Source organism: Streptomyces sp. NBC_01352 (assembly GCF_036237295.1).
GTDB classification, from domain to species: Bacteria; Actinomycetota; Actinomycetes; order Streptomycetales; family Streptomycetaceae; genus Streptomyces; species Streptomyces plumbiresistens.
The window spans coordinates 230,777-247,982 of sequence record NZ_CP108354.1 but is presented as its reverse complement, the minus strand read 5'-3'; the positions used below and the strand labels follow the sequence as shown (position 1 = coordinate 247,982).

Annotated in this window: 13 protein-coding genes and 3 pseudogenes; 10 read left to right on the top strand and 6 right to left on the bottom strand. The window is 67.8% G+C overall.

What is annotated here, in order from left to right; translation table 11 throughout:
• Nucleotides 1-59: 59 nt before the first annotated feature.
• Together OG252_RS01315 and OG252_RS01310 are read right to left on the bottom strand one after the other, a co-directional pair.
• Nucleotides 60-2,123 (bottom strand): endonuclease, encoded by a 2,064-nt coding sequence (locus OG252_RS01315; RefSeq protein WP_329333036.1) that lies wholly within the window; start codon nucleotides 2,121-2,123, stop codon nucleotides 60-62.
• Between the two features lie 904 nt (nucleotides 2,124-3,027).
• Nucleotides 3,028-3,432, bottom strand: a pseudogene (locus tag OG252_RS01310) (transposase family protein); the annotation flags it as partial.
• Nucleotides 3,433-3,669: 237 nt separating this feature from the next.
• Here OG252_RS01310 and OG252_RS01305 point away from each other — a divergent pair.
• Nucleotides 3,670-4,488, top strand: coding sequence for an SAM-dependent methyltransferase (locus OG252_RS01305; protein ID WP_266452610.1), 819 nt, complete (start codon nucleotides 3,670-3,672; stop codon nucleotides 4,486-4,488).
• On the opposite strand, the gene OG252_RS01300 is transcribed toward OG252_RS01305, so the two are convergent.
• Together OG252_RS01300 and OG252_RS01295 are read right to left on the bottom strand one after the other, a co-directional pair.
• Nucleotides 4,485-4,814 (bottom strand): FAD/NAD(P)-binding protein, encoded by a 330-nt coding sequence (locus tag OG252_RS01300; protein ID WP_329333034.1) that lies wholly within the window; start codon nucleotides 4,812-4,814, stop codon nucleotides 4,485-4,487. The two genes, OG252_RS01305 and OG252_RS01300, sit on opposite strands and share 4 nt — an antisense overlap.
• Nucleotides 4,815-4,870: 56 nt before the next feature.
• A pseudogene (locus OG252_RS01295) lies at nucleotides 4,871-5,695 on the bottom strand (amino acid ABC transporter permease).
• Nucleotides 5,696-6,292: 597 nt separating this feature from the next.
• On the opposite strand from OG252_RS01295, the gene OG252_RS01290 reads away from it, so the two are divergent.
• The 9 genes and pseudogenes from OG252_RS01290 (at nucleotide 6,293) to OG252_RS01250 (ending at nucleotide 14,007) form a co-directional block, all read left to right on the top strand.
• On the top strand, nucleotides 6,293-7,429 hold the full coding sequence (locus tag OG252_RS01290) for an LLM class flavin-dependent oxidoreductase (RefSeq protein WP_329333032.1): 1,137 nt from the start codon (nucleotides 6,293-6,295) through the stop codon (nucleotides 7,427-7,429).
• Complete coding sequence (locus tag OG252_RS01285; protein ID WP_329333030.1) at nucleotides 7,426-7,944, top strand: GNAT family N-acetyltransferase; 519 nt, start codon at nucleotides 7,426-7,428, stop codon at nucleotides 7,942-7,944. Before OG252_RS01290 ends, OG252_RS01285 begins: the two co-directional genes overlap by 4 nt.
• 54 nt (nucleotides 7,945-7,998) lie before the next feature.
• Nucleotides 7,999-8,379 (top strand): annotated as a pseudogene (locus tag OG252_RS01280) (transporter substrate-binding domain-containing protein); the annotation flags it as partial.
• 21 nt (nucleotides 8,380-8,400) lie between these two features.
• Nucleotides 8,401-9,423: an amino acid ABC transporter permease gene (locus OG252_RS01275; protein ID WP_329333028.1), complete on the top strand. Its 1,023-nt coding sequence runs from the start codon at nucleotides 8,401-8,403 to the stop codon at nucleotides 9,421-9,423.
• A complete protein-coding gene (locus OG252_RS01270) occupies nucleotides 9,420-10,226 on the top strand; it encodes an amino acid ABC transporter ATP-binding protein (protein ID WP_329333026.1) in 807 nt (268 codons plus the stop codon). Before OG252_RS01275 ends, OG252_RS01270 begins: the two co-directional genes overlap by 4 nt.
• Nucleotides 10,227-10,265: 39 nt before the next feature.
• On the top strand, nucleotides 10,266-11,249 hold the full coding sequence (locus OG252_RS01265) for an ABC transporter substrate-binding protein (RefSeq protein ID WP_266452614.1): 984 nt from the start codon (nucleotides 10,266-10,268) through the stop codon (nucleotides 11,247-11,249).
• Nucleotides 11,250-11,322: 73 nt separating this feature from the next.
• On the top strand, nucleotides 11,323-11,574 hold the full coding sequence (locus OG252_RS01260; protein WP_329333023.1) for a hypothetical protein: 252 nt from the start codon (nucleotides 11,323-11,325) through the stop codon (nucleotides 11,572-11,574).
• A gap of 115 nt (nucleotides 11,575-11,689) precedes the next feature.
• The gene (locus tag OG252_RS01255; RefSeq protein ID WP_329333021.1) at nucleotides 11,690-12,958 is read left to right on the top strand and encodes a vanadium-dependent haloperoxidase; all 1,269 of its coding nucleotides are present in this window, start codon (nucleotides 11,690-11,692) and stop codon (nucleotides 12,956-12,958) included.
• Between the two features lie 323 nt (nucleotides 12,959-13,281).
• On the top strand, nucleotides 13,282-14,007 hold the full coding sequence (locus OG252_RS01250; RefSeq protein ID WP_266452617.1) for a GNAT family N-acetyltransferase: 726 nt from the start codon (nucleotides 13,282-13,284) through the stop codon (nucleotides 14,005-14,007).
• Between the two features lie 295 nt (nucleotides 14,008-14,302).
• Here the strand turns inward: OG252_RS01250 and OG252_RS01245 are convergent, their stop codons facing one another.
• Entirely contained in the window at nucleotides 14,303-15,085 is a 783-nt protein-coding gene (locus tag OG252_RS01245; RefSeq protein ID WP_329333019.1) for an oxidoreductase, read from the bottom strand.
• An 869-nt stretch (nucleotides 15,086-15,954) separates the two neighbouring features.
• Nucleotides 15,955-16,902 (bottom strand): nuclear transport factor 2 family protein, encoded by a 948-nt coding sequence (locus OG252_RS01240; protein ID WP_329333017.1) that lies wholly within the window; start codon nucleotides 16,900-16,902, stop codon nucleotides 15,955-15,957.
• Nucleotides 16,903-17,206: the final 304 nt, after the last annotated feature.

Below are 17,206 nucleotides of genomic sequence, written 5' to 3'. Positions count from 1 at the left end.
GGGAGTCCGGCCGCTCCCCGTCTGCGGGCTGTGTACGGATTCACCGGAGCCCCGGCCTTTCAGGGCCAGACACCGGAGAAGTCGATCTCGTTGGCCCAGTCAGGGTGGTCTATCAGCGGGTTCCGATTGCCCTGGATTTCCGCGATGGCGGCATTGCGGTGCAGCTCGTACTCGCTCACCGGCTCGTTGTCGTGCCAGGCCAGGAGGACGGGAAGCCGGTTCTCGGGGAACTCGCGCTGAGCGTCGCCGACCAGCCCCGGGTAGCGCAGCAGGAAGTACAGAGTGGCTCGCGCGACTGAGCCCTTCCCCTCCTCCGGCTCGAAACCCACGTCCTCCCGCATCCCGCAGGCGTCCCGGACCGCTTCTTCGAACCCCGGGAAGTCGAAGTAGGGAAAGTTGCCGCGGAAGCTGTTGCATCCGACCTCGCACGCGAACAGGTGGTGGAGGTCACCCCGCATCGGCTCCTGCTTGGCGAACCACGACTGCGGCACCACATGTTCGCAGTTGAAGGGCATCGACGCCTCCAGAGCGTCGAATTCGGCCTCGAACTCGGCCGGGCCCGCCGCGCTTTCGTGCAGGAGAAGCTCGTGCATGCGTGCCAGGCGGGCCTCCACCACGGCGGCGTCTGCCTGTATGAACTCCTCCGCGGAGAAGTCCTTCCCGGAGTAGATGCTGCGCAGTCGGCCGTCCTTGTGCAGGTCGACCCACGGATAGACCAGACGGATCGGCTTGTACCTGGGCCGGGGCGAGTGGGTCTCCTCCAGCAATGCGGTGAGCGCGCGGCGCAGCGCGTCGCCGTCGGCGGTGCTGATGCCCGCGTAGTAGACATCGCGTGCGGCGATGTCGGAAACCCGGTCGTAGTAGGGACGTTCGCGCGCGAGCCGGAGGTTGACCAGGGCCGCGTTCACGTCCCTCTCGACCACGGAGGTTCCGTCCGTCTGACCTGAGGTGGGAAGCGTCGGCGTGGTCGTCGGCGCAGGTACGAGGACAGACGGAGGGGTGGTGACTGCTGCCGTTCGGTGGGCGGGGTCGAATCCGAAGGTGATCCGCAGCGGGAGGGTGAGCTGAATGGTGCTGCCGTCGGTCTCGCGTGCCCGCGACCCGTTGGCCTCGACCCCTGGCAAGCCGGCCGATCCGTTGGTCCAGGCCGCGGGCGGAGTGCTCTCGACCGGGGACGGAGTCGTCCCACCGGTGAACACCTCGTCCCGCAGCCGAGCCGCCGTGCCGGTCAGCGTCACTTCCCGCAGGGCGCGCAGCACGCGGCTGATCCGCACTCCCTCGTTGGCCTTCCACGCCAGTTGGTCCTCGCCCATCTCCGGCCGCCAGACTGTGCCGCCGATACTCAGGGGCCGACCTTCGGTGTCGGTCTTCGGGATGGCCGAGTGGTGCAGTGCGACCACCTCCCACTGGTCGTTGAAGACCGCGGAGCCCGACGACCCCTCACGGGTGTCCGACTCGTAGTGCAGGAACTTGTCCAGCACATCGACGACCTGGTTCTCGCGCAGCGCAAGCTGCTTGGGCTCGCCCCTGGGGTGCTGAATGATGTTGACGAACTCCCCGACGACGACCTTCCCCTGCGCATCGCTGAGGATCAGCCGACCGAACGACGAGAGGGCCTCGCCCTGCGCGGCACGCTCGGCCACCGCGACCAGGCTGAAGTCCAGATCCCGGTCGGTGACGAAGAACCGCTGCGGTTCCAGCTGGAAAACCGCCGGCACGAGCGGACGTCCGTCGATCCCGGCTTGGAAGGCGAACGCGACCGTACTTCGGGACGCTTGCTCCTTGCTGCGCAGCACGTGGTTGTTGGTGAGCAGAAGGGAGGGGGACACCATGAATCCGGTGCCGTGGCCGCCACCCGGTCCGCTGATGGTGACCCGGCCGACCGAGCGAGAGACCAAGGCCCCCTCTTCCAGGAATGCCACGGGAGTGAGGTTGTTGCGCCCGATGAGGCGTTCCAGTCCCAGCACCTCGCTGCCGAAGCTGTCCGGCGGCAGCAGGAGGGTGCTTCCTGCCGTCTTGACGGGTTCCGACGGCGCCCTCTCGATCGCCCTGGCCAACGACCAGTCGGCGCCGAGGCGGGCCAGGCGCTTCTCGACTCGATCCGGCTCATCGGCGTACAGCACGCCACGTGCGTCGAGTACGGATCGGTTTCTCTCCCGCTGGGCGGTTCGGTTCGCATAGCGTTCCGCGGCCATCGTCACTTGTGACAGGTAGTCCGACTCCGTTTTGGAAAGGAGTGCCGCCTTTGGCATGGCCTGCCTCCTGGCTTGCTCGAATTGCGGTGGTGGTTTTGCTGTACGGCCTGCCCGCAGCTCACCTGGCGGAGGGCCAGCTGCTGGGGACGCCTGATCCGTGTGGGTGCCGAGGCAGCGGTGTGCGACGAGCAGACCGGGCGAGACGGTCCCCCCTGCGGCAACTTCGCAGTCGGCACACACCGGATGATCGTCGTCGTGTTCGAAGTTCCACAGGCTCCTCGGATCGGCTCCGCCCGAAGCGCTCCATCAGTAGGTGGCCAGGTCTTCGAAGTAGATCTCCACACCATTGCTGAGTGCGTCCGAATTTCTGCCCGGCTATTTCGTTGACGACTTCACCAATGTGCGGGTCGCTGTTGCGATCGGCCGCGGTTGCGATCGGCCGTGCCGAAAATTCCGCATGCGATGAGTTGCTGTGCGCCGGTGAATTCTCGTCCGCCGATGACCCGTCGGATTGTGGCAGCAGCGGCCAGGGACGTGGCGGTCCACTGGGAGACGAGGCCCCTCACCGTTGGTCACGGGCATCACTTCGATTCCCTGCTCGGCGCACTACGTGGGAACTCGTAAGTCGGCGCGTTGGTCTGCAAGTTGCACCAGCGCCTCGATGAAATTCTCCCCAGAGCCGTCGCTGTGCCCCGATGCCGCAGTGTCTTCGGCCATCTCCGAGGTGGGGTTTTCCTGCTTTCGATGCTCGCAGGTATGACGAAAATGCGCAAAAGGTAAATCTATGGTTCGTATGCAGCGATCCTGCTGCCTCTGATGTCCGTGAGCTTCTTCAGCGTCGCCGTTCCAGGGTGGGGATGGCTGCGGCGATTGATGACATTCGATTCCGGCTGCATCGTGCCCTGCGGGAGATCCGCCACCCTTTCAGCGTGCGACGCCGCGGTCGACCGGTGCCCGCGCTGCGGACGACGCGCCGTCACGGCTTGCTGGGTGGGCGTGAGGTTGCGGCCGGGCGGGCGCCTGATGGATGTCGTCACCAGCGGGCCAGCTCCCGTGTAGGCACGGTCGGCGAGGACTGGGACCCCCTGGCGTTCGCAGATCCGGTGGATCCGGTGGATCCGATGGATCCGATGGGTGCGGGCTGCGGTCAGGTCGTGCGCTCGGCCTGGCAGCGCGGGCGAGATCCACAGCAGCCGCCCTCCGGATCGGTCACCACCTGGACGTTCACGCCAAAGCGTGAGGCCGCCGCACAGAGATATCCGCTCAAGGCGTCCACCGCTGAAACCCAGCGGCGGCCTGGCCGGTGGGGATGAGGCAACCGGTTCAGGGGAGCGGCGTCGCTCGCCGATGTCAGCTAGCGCGACGAGACTGGCCACTTCGTCCGCTGGTCGGTACAGCCCTCTCGCCGTCCCGATCGGCTGGAGGACCGCAAAACGGGGCTGCGCAGGCGTCGTTGCGGTGAAGAATGGCAGCCATGACGAACGAGGGCTCTTCCATCGACCCGACCAAGCCCAGCATTGCCCGCGTCTACGACTACCTGCTCGGCGGCAAGGACAACTACGCCGTGGACCGTGAGATCGGCGACGTGTTCAAGCGTGACCTGCCCGGTTCGGTGGCCATCGCCTTCGCCAACCGCGCGGCCCTGACGCGGGCGGTCAGGGAGATCGCGAAGACCACGGGCATTCGGCAGTTCATCGACCTGGGCAGTGGCCTGCCGACCGCGGACAACGTCCACCAGGTCGCGCAGCGGCACGCTCCCGAGTCCCGGGTCGTCTACGTCGACATCGACCCCCAGGTGTTGGTCCACGGCCGCGCACTGCTGGAGAACAACGACCGGACCCGCGTCGTCGCGGTCGATGTCCGCAACCCCGAAGGCATCCGCACTCACCCCGACACCATCGAAATCATCGACTTCGCTCGTCCCGTCGCCGTCATCCTCAGCGCCATCCTCCACCACGTCAACGATGACGAAGACCCGGCCGGCATCGTCCGCTACTGGTGCGACCACGTCCCCTCCGGAAGCTACTTCTTCGTCAGCCACTTCCGCTCCGGCAACAACCCGGAGACCGCGGAGGCCGAGAAGGTCCTCCAGCAGACGTTCGGCCGGGGCCGGTGGCGCACCGACGCGGAAATCGCCTCCCTGCTGGACGGCCTGGAGATCCTCGACCCCGGGATCGTCCCCGCGTCCCTGTGGCGTCCCGACGAAACCGACAACGCGAGGGACATCGGCGAAAGACGAGAGCTCACGGTCTGGGAACACCTCATCGCCGCCGGACTGGCCCGGAAAGCCTAGACGTCAACCCGGGTGCCAATCGCCCGGCGGTTGCGCCTCTGCCCGCCAGATCGCCGGGGTGGCGAAGCGCCTCGGTATCGACGCCGGCGACTGAGCGGATTGACGTCCTGCCCGACCGCACCGCTCAGACCTCTGGTGGATGACTCGTGGGTGAACACGGTGACGTCCTCGGCCATGGAGTTCATCCGCAGCAGCGCGGACTGCTCGTGCCGCCAGATCCGCTCCGGCCGGGCGGGTGCGGGTCCACCCAGGTGGATGCGCAACTCCGCTGCGTTGTCGCACAGTTCGGGGGCGGCGGCGATGCGCTCCGGCGGGCCCCGTGGCACGTGGTCCCGCGCCGACGACGAACCAGGGCGGCCGTGGAGGGGGTGTCGCTCATCGGTCACCGCCGATCGCCGGGCGGGCGGGCGTCGGCGGCCGTCGCCGCGCCCAGCCGGTGGCGTACGGCGGTCAGTCGGCCGCGCAGACGGTGCAGAGGAGTGGGCGGCAGGGAGCGGGCGTTGCCGCGCGCGTAGTACCGCTCGACGTAGAGCTGGCCCGCGCTCGGCACCGTGGTGACCGCGATGTACCACAGGGTTGCGACCATCAGCAGCGGGATGACCTGGTAGGTCTGGTTGTAGATCAGTTGCACCGAGTACAGCACTTCGTGCACGGCCAGCACGCTGACGATGCTGGTGCCCTTGAGGGCGCGATCAATAGCTGCAGTGAGGGTGGGGCCGAGCAGATTGACCGTCTTGACGGTGACGAGCTGCGGTCCGAACGGGATGCCCCAGGCCCAGCGTCGGGTACAGGGCGCCGATGTTGGACCAGAACAGCAGTTGCACCAGCAGTGGCGTGGACCGGAAGATCCACGCTAACCCCAACTCGGCGTACGCAGCACCGCGTTGGCGGAGAGCCGTATTACAGCGAGCACGGTGCCGAGTAGGAAGCCGAGCACCATCACCACGGCTGTCAGCCACAGGGAGAGCAGTAGCCCGTCTGGCACGGCGGCGGTGGTGAAGTACCGGCCCACCACGTCCCACTGGAAAGCCAGGTTGCGGACGACGGAGTTGAGCACCATCACGAAGAGCAGCGGGGCGACCGCAGCGGTCAGCCACCGGCCGACGTGTCGGCGCGGCACGATCCGCGGCACGTTTGGGCCGAGGACGCCCGCCCGCTTCGGTGGCTTCGTGGCAGGGGCTGGCGTGACTTCGGAAGACGTGACCATCGAGAGGCTCTCCGGGGGAGGGAATCGCAGGCGTGGGTGACTCCCGGTGGCACTCGTAGGGAGCGCAACGGCACAGGCGCTGCGTGCCTACGGTGCGGCCGGGGCTCGGCGTCGTCACATTCGTCGCGTCCCTCAACGCGGCCGGAGGGGCTGCCACGCATCGCGGAGCCGGTCCGCCGTCAATCGTATGTGCCAAGGGCGTCTATGTGTCAACAGCACGCTGCGAGGCGCTGGTCGAGGCGGTTCGGTATCCGGGCGCTGCTTGACGAGCGCCACGATGTCCTGCTCAATTGGTCGCATGAATGCCCAGCAGCGCTTGGTCACGCGCGATCACATCGACTTCGGTCGGGTGTGGTCTGCCGCGTGTTGTGCCTGACTCGGCAGCGGGCCGTCTGACCGGCCCTTCCCTCCCTCGGTGACCCCGTCGCGGGCCCAGTTCTCTCTTCACGCGCGCTGCCGCAGCTCTGCTTCTCCTGACGCTCGACGTCGTCACGACTGCACCGACCCGTCTGCCTGACGGTCTGTTCACCCATGCCTGCACGCAAGGCGATTCCGTCATGCCTGCGTGCCGCCGCGATCCCTGAAAGGCCCATGCCCATGCCCGTCGAGTTCCTCGGCATCGCCGCCACCAACGACGGCTCCGAGACCACACCGCGCTCCGGCGCCGCGTTCGACAAGGAGTACACACTCAGGCTCGCCCGGGCGCACGAGGACCACAGCTGGGACCGGGTGCTGTTCGCCTACGGCTCCGGGTCCCCGGACCCCGCGCCGGCCGCGGCGTACATCGCGAGCAGGCTGGAGCGCCTGCAGATCCTGCTCGCCCACCGGCCCAACGTGTCGTACCCCACCTTCGCCGCCAAGACCTTCGCCACTCTCGACCGGATCAGCGAGGGCCGGCTGACGGTGCATTTCATCACCGGTGGCAACGACCACGAGCAGGGCCGCGAGGGCGACACCCTCACCAAGGACGAGCGCTACACCCGCACCCGCGAGTACATCCGGATCGTCAAGAAGATCTGGACCACCCACGAGCCCTTCGACCACGAGGGCGTGCACTACCGCTTCCACGACTTCGTCAGCGACGTCTTCCCCGTCCAACAGCCCCGCCCGAACGTCTCGTTCGGCGGTTCGTCCCCTGCCGCGTACGCCGCCGGAGGCGCCGAGGCCGACATCTACTGCCTGTGGGGCGAGCCCCTGACGAAGACCGCCGAACAGATCGAGAACGTCAAGGCCGCCGCGAAGGCCGCGGGCCGCACCGACGTGCCCCGCATCCAGGTCGCCTTCCGTCCGATCATCGCCCCTACCGAAGAACTGGCCTGGGAGAAGGCCCACCGCACGGTCGGCGCGATCAAGGCCCGCAAGGAGCGCGGCGAGACGATCACCAAGCGCCACAACGGCCACGCCCAGCCGCAGAACACCGGCTCGCGGCGGCTGATCGCCATCGCCGAGGCGGGGGAGCGCTACGACCGCGCCCTGTGGACACCCACCGCCGCCGCGACCGGCGGTGCGGGCAACTCCAACGCCCTGGTCGGCACCCCGGAGACGGTCGCCCAGGCGCTGCTCGACTACTACGACCTCGGCGTCGACATCCTCTCCGCGCGCGGCTACGACCTGGTGGACGACGCCATCGACTTCGGCCGGTACGTGATCCCGATCGTCCGCGAGGAGGTCGCCAAGCGCGACGCCGAGCGGGCGGCACGCGGGACGCAGAATCTCAGGGCGGTGACCGGATGACCTCCGTCGCCCAACCATCGCCTGACACAGCCGAGTTGACGGTGGTTCAAGTGCCGGCGTCCGACTCTCGGGTCAAGCCGCTGCTGCGGGAACTCGGCGACGAGTACTCCAGACGCTACGGCAAGGACGCCCACGCCGAGATGGCCCGCTACCCCGACGAGGAGTTCACCGCGCCGTGCGGTGGCGTCCTGCTGCTGCTCCTGGAGCGAGGCGAGCCGGTCGCGGGCGGCGCCTTCCGCCGGTACGACGAGGGCACCGCCGAGCTGAAGCGGATCTGGACGCACTCGGCCCACCGCCGACGCGGCCTCGCCCGCCGCGTCGTCGCCGAACTGGAGCGCGAGGCGAGCGCACGCGGCTACCGGCGGATCTACCTGACCACCGGGCCACGCCAGCCCGAGGCCCGCAGCCTCTACCTGGCCACCGGCTACACATCGCTGTTCGACACGGAGGCCGACCCGGAAACCATCGGCCCGCTGCCGTTCGAGAAGCACCTCAACGTCACTACGCGCACCTGAAAGGCCTCCGAACCTGTGAATCTTCCCGGCAGCAGAGCCCGCCTGTGTCTCGCCGCCACCTTCGAGGCCACCCTCACCGCCCACAAGGGGGTGTGCGCCAAGGCCGGCAGAAAGCCGTACGACGTGAAGGTCTACTCGGAGAACGCCGCGACCCTCACCGCGCTCCAGCAGGGCCGTATCGACGTGATCAGGTCGACGATCAACGGCCTGCGCTACCAGGCGGCGTAGCCCGCCTCGCAGTCCACCTTCCTCGGCGAGCACCACCGTCTCGACGTCGGCTTCGCCTCCAAGAAGGGATCCCCACTGACCAAGGCGTTCCAGGCAGCCGTCAACGAGCTGATCAAGGACGGCACCTACGCCCAAATCTTCAATGAGTGGGGTAACTCCGCCTCCGCGACCGACACGTCGCGGATCAACCCGCCCGAGCACGCATAAGAGTTGAGCAGGAACATCACGATGGCATCCACAACCGACACCGCGCCGCCCGGCGCGGCCACCCCCGGCACCGGCCCCCAAGCCCCGCCCGCCCCGGACGATCCGGCCTCACTCAAGGTCGTACCCGCCCGCCACTACGCCCGCTGGGCGTCGGCCGTCGCCGTGATCGTGCTGGTCGCCCAGTTCGTGCACGGGCTGGCCACCAACCCGGTCTGGGAGTGGAACGTCTTCCGCGACTACGTCTTCTCCGAGACGATCGTCCAGGCCGTGTGGGTGACCCTCCAGCTCACCGCCTACGCCACCGTCCTCGGCTTCCTCCTCGGCACCGTGCTCGCCTTCATGCGGCTGTCGCACAGCCCGGTGCTGCAGACCGTTGCCTGGACCTACATCTGGATCTTCCGTTCGATCCCGATGATCGTCCAGCTGGTGTTCTGGTTCAACCTGAGTGCGCTGTACGAGAGGTTGGGCTTCGGCATCCCCTTCGGCCCGGTGTTCTGGTCCGTCGACAGCAACAGCATCATCGGCACCATGGGCGCCGCCATCATCGGCCTCACGCTCCACCAGGCCGCCTATGCCGCCGAGATCGTCCGCGGCGGCGTCATCGCCGTCGACCACGGACAGCTGGAAGCCGCCGCGGCGCTGGGCATCCCCCGTCTGCGGCAGATTCGCCGGATCGTGCTTCCGCAGGCCATGCGGGCCATCCTGCCCACCGCCGGCAACGAGATCATCGGTCTGCTCAAGGGCACGTCGGTGGTCTACGTGATGTCGATCGGTGAGCTGTTCTACCAGGTGCAGGTGATCTACGGCCGCAACGGCCGGGTGATCCCGCTGCTGCTGGTCGCCACCGCCTGGTACGTCGTCCTCACCTCCCTGCTTTCGGTCGCCCAGTACTACGTGGAGCGCCGCTACGCCCGCGGCGCCAACCGCACCCCGCCGCCCACCCCGCTCCAGCGCTCCCGGCGCTTCGTCCGCACCCTGCGCGCGGCCGCCGCACAGCGCAACCAGCCCGTCATACCCCTGAAGTCCTTGGGAGACAGCCGATGAGTGACGTGACGGTAGCCGTCAAGGACGCGAAGCCGACGGTCGACGGCGTGATGGTGGACGTCCACGGCGTCCACAAGAGCTTCGGCCCGCTGGAGGTGCTGCGCGGCGTCGACCTGCAGGTCCGCGCCGGCGAGGTCACCGTGATCCTCGGCCCGTCCGGCTCCGGAAAGTCCACGCTCCTGCGCACCATCAACCACCTGGAGAAGGTCAACCGCGGCTGGATCAGCATCGACGGCGAACTCATCGGCTACCGCCGCTCCGGCGGCAAGCTGCATGAACTGAAGGAGAAGGACGTCCTGAAACAGCGCACCCATATCGGGTTCGTCTTCCAGAACTTCAACCTCTTCCCCCACCTGACCGTGCTGGACAACCTCATCGAGGCACCGGTCTCCGCGCTGCGCCGCCCACGCAAGGAAGCGGAGGAGACCGGCCGCCGGCTTCTCGAGCGGGTCGGGCTCGCCGACAAGACCAACGCCTACCCACGGCAGTTGTCCGGCGGCCAGCAGCAGCGCGTGGCCATCGCCCGCGCGCTCGCCCTCGAACCGAAGGTGCTGCTCTTCGACGAGCCCACCTCCGCGCTCGACCCGGAACTGGTCGGCGAAGTCCTCGACGTCATCAAGGACCTGGCCGGCACCGGAACAACCATGATCGTCGTGACCCACGAGATCGGCTTCGCCCGCGAAGTCGCCGACACCGTGGTGTTCATGGACGACGGAGTCGTCGTGGAGCAGGGACCGCCCGCGGCCGTCCTCGACAACCCGCAGCACGAGCGCACCCGCGCCTTCCTCTCCAAGGTCCTCTGACCACCCCTCACCCATTTTCCACAGGCAAGGAGCACGACCATGCCCACCTCGATCACTCGCCGCACCGCCGCAGCCGCGCTGGGACTCACCACCGCTTTGCTCCTCGCCGCGTGCAGCAACCCCGACGACGGCGGCACGACCGAGGTCGCGGCCACGTCGGGCGGCAAGACGAAGATCAACATCAGCCCGGACCAGAACCGGATCACCACCGACAAGGTCGACTCCATCGCCGCCCAGGTCCCGGAAAAGATCCGCAAGAGAGGCACCCTGGAGGTCGTCGACTCCTCCGGCTCCGCCGCACCGCTGACCTTCTACGCCACCGACAACAAGACCATCATCGGCGTCGAGCCCGACATCGCCTCCCTGGTCGCCGACGTCCTCGGGCTCAAGCTGCACATCAACACCGTCTCCTGGGAGAACATCTTCGTCGGCCTGGACAGCGCCAAGTACGACGTCGGCTTCAGCAACATCACCGTCACCGAGGAGCGCAAGGAGAAGTACGACTTCGCCACCTACCGCGAGGACAACCTGGGCTTCGAGGCGAAGAAAGGCAGCGGTCTGAAGATCACCGGGCCCGAGGACCTCGCGGGCAAGACGGTCGCCGTGGGCAGCGGCACCAACCAGGAGAAGCTGCTCATCGAGTGGAGCAAGGAGAACGAGAAGGCCGGCCGCAAGCCGGTGAACATCAAGTACTACCAGAACGACAGCGACACCTACCTCGCCCTCCAGTCCGCCCGCATCGACCTCTACCTCGGCCCCAACCCGACCGCCGCCTACCACGCGGCCACCACCGGGAAGACGGAGGTCGTCGGCACCTACTCCGGCGCCGGCGCCACCCTCCAGGGCCTCATCGCCGCCACCACCAAGAAGGACAGCGGCCTGGTCAAGCCGCTCGCCGACGCGCTCAACCATGTCATCGAGAACGGGACGTACGCGAAGGCGCTGAACCGCTGGGGCCTGTCCGACGAGGCCGTGACCAAGTCGGAGATCAATCCGCCCGGCCTGCCCAAGACCAACGAGTAGCCGACCCGGGGTGCGCAGGCCGTAGAACGCCTGCGCACCCCTGCCTTCGCACAGGAGTACAGGACACGAGGCCATGCCTCGCGAACTCCACGTCTCCATCGAACTCAACGGGACCGGCCACCACCCCTCCGCATCCCTCACCGCCGCCCACTGGACGGACCTGATCGGCCTCGCCGAACAAGGAGCCCTGGACTTCGTCGCCGTCGGCGACACCCTCACCCACCGGTGTAGTCGGCGCGGAAAAGGCCGCGCTGGCGCAGCGCCGGTACGTCGGCCTGCCCCGCCCCGCCGGCCGATACGACAGAGCACGGAGCCGGCCCGATGACACACACGACGACAACCACTGCAACGACCAAGCTGCCCAAGGGAGTTCACCTCGCCGCTCACTCTCCTGCGTCAACAACACCACCGGTCATCCGCACGTCCGCGAAGGAGTACGCGTGAACCCGTTCAGAAACCGTCATGCCGTCCGTCCCGTCCTGATGGCGCTTGGCTCGGCCGTCCTGCTGGCCGCCCCCGTCACCGTGCCGTCCGCCGCGGCCGCTGTGGTGGAGGAGCAGCCGCGCTCGTCCGTGGCACTCGACTGGTACGACACGACAGCGGCCACCATCGCGGCGGGCGGCGCCCCGACGCAGGTCACGAACAGCCGCACGTGGGCCATCAGTTGGCTCGCGGCGGCCCGAGCCACCCGTCAGGTGCCGTCCGGCGTCGACCGGGGCGACTTCCAGGACGCGGCCCTGGCGTCCGCCGTGCACGACGCTCTGGTTGCGCTGATCCCCTCCCGCACTCAGGAACTGGACGCCGCCCTGCGCACGACGCTTCAGGGCGTTCCCGACGGACCGGCCGAGTCGAAGGGCGTGGCGGCCGGTGCCCGCCAGGCGCGCCTGGTGCTCGCCGCCCGCGAGGGCGACGGCCTCGACCCGGCCTCGGTCAACGCGCCGTTCACCGTCCCGCCGGCGGCCCCTGGAGTGTGGCAGCCGACCCCGTCCGCCTACGCCCCGGCCGCGCAGTACGGCAGCCGGCTCGCCCGGCCCTTCCTGCTGGACACCCACGACCAGTACCGGCTGCCCGCACCGCCCGCCCAGAACTCCGCGCGTTACCGCGCCGACCTGGCCGAAGTCCGTGCATACGGGGCCGTGGACAGCACCGTACGCACTCAGAAGCAGACAGAGACCGCCACCTTCTGGCTCGGTTCCTCACTGACGCTGTACACCGAGCCACTGCGGGTGGCCCTCGCCCGGTCACCGCATTCCAGCGCGGAACGGGCCAGGCTCGTGGCCCTGTTCCACGTCGCCCTGGTGGACACGCAGATCGCCACCTCCGACACCAAGTACGCCTATCTGCGCTGGCGCCCGGTCACGGCCATCCGTACCGGTTCGATCGACCCCGACCCCGCATGGACGCCGCTGCACACCACGCCGGCCCATCCCGACTACCCAAGCGGCCACAACACGTACTCGGGCGCGGCGGAAGCGGTCCTGTCGGCGCTCGTCGGGCCCCGCACGGCGCCCTTCCAGGTGACCAGCCCCACCGCCCCCGGAGTGACCCGCACCTACACGTCCTGGAGCCGACTGTCCCAGGAGAACGTGCATGCCCGCGTGTACTCCGGCATCCACACCCGCTCGGCCGACGAGGCCGGTCTCGTCCTCGGCGAGCGGGTCGCAACGCACGCCCTGCGCAACGCCGCGCGCCTGTTCGGCACGCTGTGAGCGGCACCGGCACCAGGTGCGACCGGCACTCCGTGGTGTGATCGTCCACCGGGCAGCGCTCCGGCTGCCCGGTGAACTGCCTGCCAGGACGGAGACCTCGCCCGGCACTCGGCCCACCCGTCCACACCCAGGAACAGTGGCTCACGCCGGGCGTCCGCGGGATCGGCTCCGCCGGCCTTCTCGCCGACGTCGGCCATGAGATTCCCAGCGCCTTGCTGCCGAGCCTGCAGGTCGGCATACCCGCGGCCCGAGCCGAACAGCCCCTGCGGAATTTCATGCAGCTGCAATGATTCATTCCTGAACTGCCTGTTAGACATGGTGGGGTGATCCCCTCAGCGCCAGCCAACCCGAGCACACACTTTCTGGACAACCCGGTCTGGGCCGCACTGGCCGGCCCGCACGCCCACTTCGCGGAACGGGTGGGCCGAGCCGCCCGGTATCCGGCCGACGTCTATGCGTTCGCCGCCGTCGCCGATCCGGCGGATCCTGCCGCCTGGGCGGACCTGCACACGCTCCTGGGACCGGAAACCGTCGTACGCATCAAGGAAGTCGAGAGTGTCCCGCGTGGCTGGGAGGCCGTTGGCGGCGGGCGGGGCGTCCAACTGGTCGACACCGCGTTGCGGGCCGAGCCCGCCCCGGAGGCGGTGCGGCTCGGGCCCGACGACGTACCGGAGATCCTGGACCTGGTCGCCCGCACCAGACCGGGACCCTTCCTGAAGCGGACCGTCGAACTCGGCACCTATCTCGGCATCCGGCATCAAGGGCGACTTGTCGCCATGGCCGGTGAGCGGCTGAGGCTGCCCGGCTGGACGGAGATCAGCGCCGTCTGCACCGCCCCGGCGTACCGCGGCCGTGGACTGGCCACCCGGCTGGTGCGCGCGGTCGCCGCAGGCATCCGGGAACGCGGGAACACCCCGCTGCTGCACGCCTCCGCGACCAACACACAGGCCATCCGGCTGTACGAGTCGATCGGCTTCACTCTGCGCCGCCGGCCGAGGATCCTCCAGGCGCGCACGCCAGGACCACACCGCGGAGCCGGGGCGTTGTGACTCACGACGGAATGTGCACTGCGGCGCGGCAGACGGAGGTGCGGCACATGCCCCACCTCCGTGTCCTGAACCCGCGTCGCGTGGTCCGCCTTCACTCCCGGCCGCACATAGATCTGCAGCACGCGGCCGGCGCGCTCCGTCGATCAGGATCTTGCCAAGCCGGGTCATTGCTCGCGCGAGCAATGACCCGGCTTCGGCGGGCCGACAGGTCGACGCCGTGGTGGACCACTGTCCGTTGGGCCTGTCCTGCGGTCGCCGTTTGTAGGGCACCGTCGGCGGCGTAGCCGCCCTGGGGTCACGTTGCCTTGAGCGCGCCACCATCAATGACGTAGTCCGCGCCGATGATATTGCTGGCCACGTCGGAGAGAAGGAACGCGATCAGCGACGCCACCTCCTGGGGCTCGCTGATCCTGCCAGTAGTGATGGAGAACGCCTGCGGAATCTGCTTGAGGAACTCGGCATGCCCGGCACCTGCAAGGGCGGCGATCTTGCCACCGAATCCGTCGGGGTCCTCCCAGACGGAGGTGCGGACGACACCAGGTGAAACTGTGTTGACGCGTACGCCTTGGGGCCCGAATTCCTCGGCCAGCGATTTGCCAAGGGCGGTGAGCGCCGCCTTGGCCGCACTGTAAGCGACAGGACCGGCTGCGGGTAGCCGGGAATTGATGGACGAGACGTTGACGACCGCGCCGCGGCGCTGGACGAGACTGGGCATGGCAGCCCTCGTAACGCGGACCGCGCCGAGCAGGTTGAGGTCGAAGATGGCCGTCCACTGGGCGTCGTCGGTGTCCAGGAAGCCGACCGGTTCCAGGGCGTCACCACCGCCAGCGTTGTTCACCAGCAAGTCGATGCCCCCGAGTTCGGCGAGCGCTCGCTCCATGAACGTGTTCACCCCGTCGGCGGTGCTGAGGTCGGCTGACACGGGGAAGGCCCCCGTTTCCTTCAGCGCGGGTGCGATCGTGCGGGCAACGCCGACGACGTGGGCGCCCTCGCTTATCAGTGTTCTGACGGTTGCGAGTCCGATGCCCCGACTGGCACCGGTCACGATTGCGGTCCTGCGCTCCAGGTTGAGTTGCATGATCTACCAATCCTTGAACTGTGAGTAGCAAATCCGGACAGGGGCCGGCCGAGAGGGAGGGGCTCCGGTTGCGTGATCAGAGGGCTTCGATGGTGGCGTCGATCACCCTGGAGAGGAGGTCCGGCCCGTCGGCGATGCGGGCCAGGATCCGCAGGCCGACGATCGTGTGCAGTGGCAGGCTCCCGACGGCTTTGGGGCTACAGGCGGGCGCAATCTCTCCCGACCGCTGGCTTGCTCGACCAACTGGCAGAACGAGCCTTCCGCGCCGTCGAACATCCGCTGGACCACTACGGTCGCGGCCTCATCCGTACCGCCAGTTCCTCCGCGGTGTTTACCGCCCTGCAGCCGCGACGGTCCGGGTCGGCCAGGTCCATCTCGGCAAGCACCGCAGTATCGTGCGCAACCGCTCCTTCGCCGGCCTCGCTTCTTCGAGTAACTGTCCTGGAGCCGCCGCCTGTTGGTTTCCCAGTACCGACGCAGCGTCAGCTGGAACAGGGCTCGTTTGCTGTCGAAGGCGTTGTAGAGGTTGCTCTTGCCCAAACCGAGGGCGGCAACGAGGTCCTGCGGGGTGGTGTGAACGCGCAGACACGCTCCCGTGGCGGGAAGCCGGCGGGATCACCCGCCACTTGGTGCGGTCGTCGACCAGGTAGCGGATCGGGTCGAGTATCGCGCGGACGACGGCCCACTCCTCGTCCGTCATGTCGGTCGGGTATCGGCGCTCGCGGACCGGGTTGTCGGCGGCGTTTCCTAACCGGTGAACCAGGCAGCCACACGCACGGGTGACCGAGCTGGACGGCGCGGTACCTGCAGCGCACAACTGTGACATGCCCGGGCCCGCCGGAAGACCCCCACCGGGAAACCTTGTTCGACTATCGCTCGATAGCCTTCTGGGACAGAGAGACCAGCATGGAGTCGTCCACCTGCGATCCGTCCCACATAGCGGTAAGGCGGGTGATCTTGCCCCAACTGTCCAGTTCCAGCGCGATGACACCCCGGGAAGCGGACCCGTCAGCAGCGGTCCATTCGTAACCGCCGCCCGTCGCGCTGCCGACGATGTGTCGAACGGCCGTACCTTGACCGGAGTACGGCAGAAGGGAAGCAGTGCCGGTGAGGTAGGAGCCGATACTTCTGGGGCCGACAATCTGCACGTGCGCCGGAACGTCCTCGAAAACGGCGCCAGGCGCGAAAAGGTCCGCTGCGCCCGCCCCGTCGCCGTTCCGCAGGGCCCGAGCGAGCTTGTATGAGACGTTTTTCATGGTCTGCGCTGCGGTCTCTCCGACGGTGGATTCACGGAAGTCTGCCGGGAACTTGTCCGTGGGCACTCTCAGCTTCGCTGTGTCGGATATGCCGAAGTGCCTGCCGTCCCAGTAGTCGATCTGCCGGGTGATTCTCCGATCGCTGAAGTTGATGACACCCACCGCACGGATTTCGGAGGATCCGAACAGGCCGGCCGTGTCAGTGAAGAACACCATGGCGCCGGTCGAGTTGCCCAGTATCCGGGTGGGGTAGGACTTGCCCTCCTTGGGCCAGTTGGGCATGAACTGGCCCAGCGCAGTCCGCAGGGAATCCCAGTCGTACCAAGACCACCCCAGAACGGCGTCGATGTAGGTGACAGGGTTGCGCGAGAAGAAGGTCATCGTCCCGTCCGGGTCAGCCTCACTCTTGCGAGCGAGGTATTCCCGGACCAGCAGGGTCACATCCGTGGTGGCATGGGAACCGTCGATGACGACGTCGACGCCGGGGAACACAAACCCGTTGCTCGCACCGACAGCCGACGCGGTCGGGGCGGGAAGCAGTGACGCACCGGCGATACCCACGCCACCGACCGCGGCTCCTTGCACTAGCCCCCGTCTTGTCATGCCGTTCCCCGCCTGCTTGCTGATTCTCACCATGTGCCTCCTCATCGGAACGTTCTTGTCACGGTCTCTGGTCTCCGGCACCCGTAGGTGTGTCGTAGCGCCGAGATCAACTGGTTGAACATCGCAAACAGTACCTCTACATGCGTGCGCACGCACGTAGTTTGGGCGCTGAATAAATGGAGACGTGCGTGGACTACATTCCGTGCACAAAGATTTACTCTGAGTGCCCAACAGCAATGAAGCGTGGACGATGTGCGTCCGG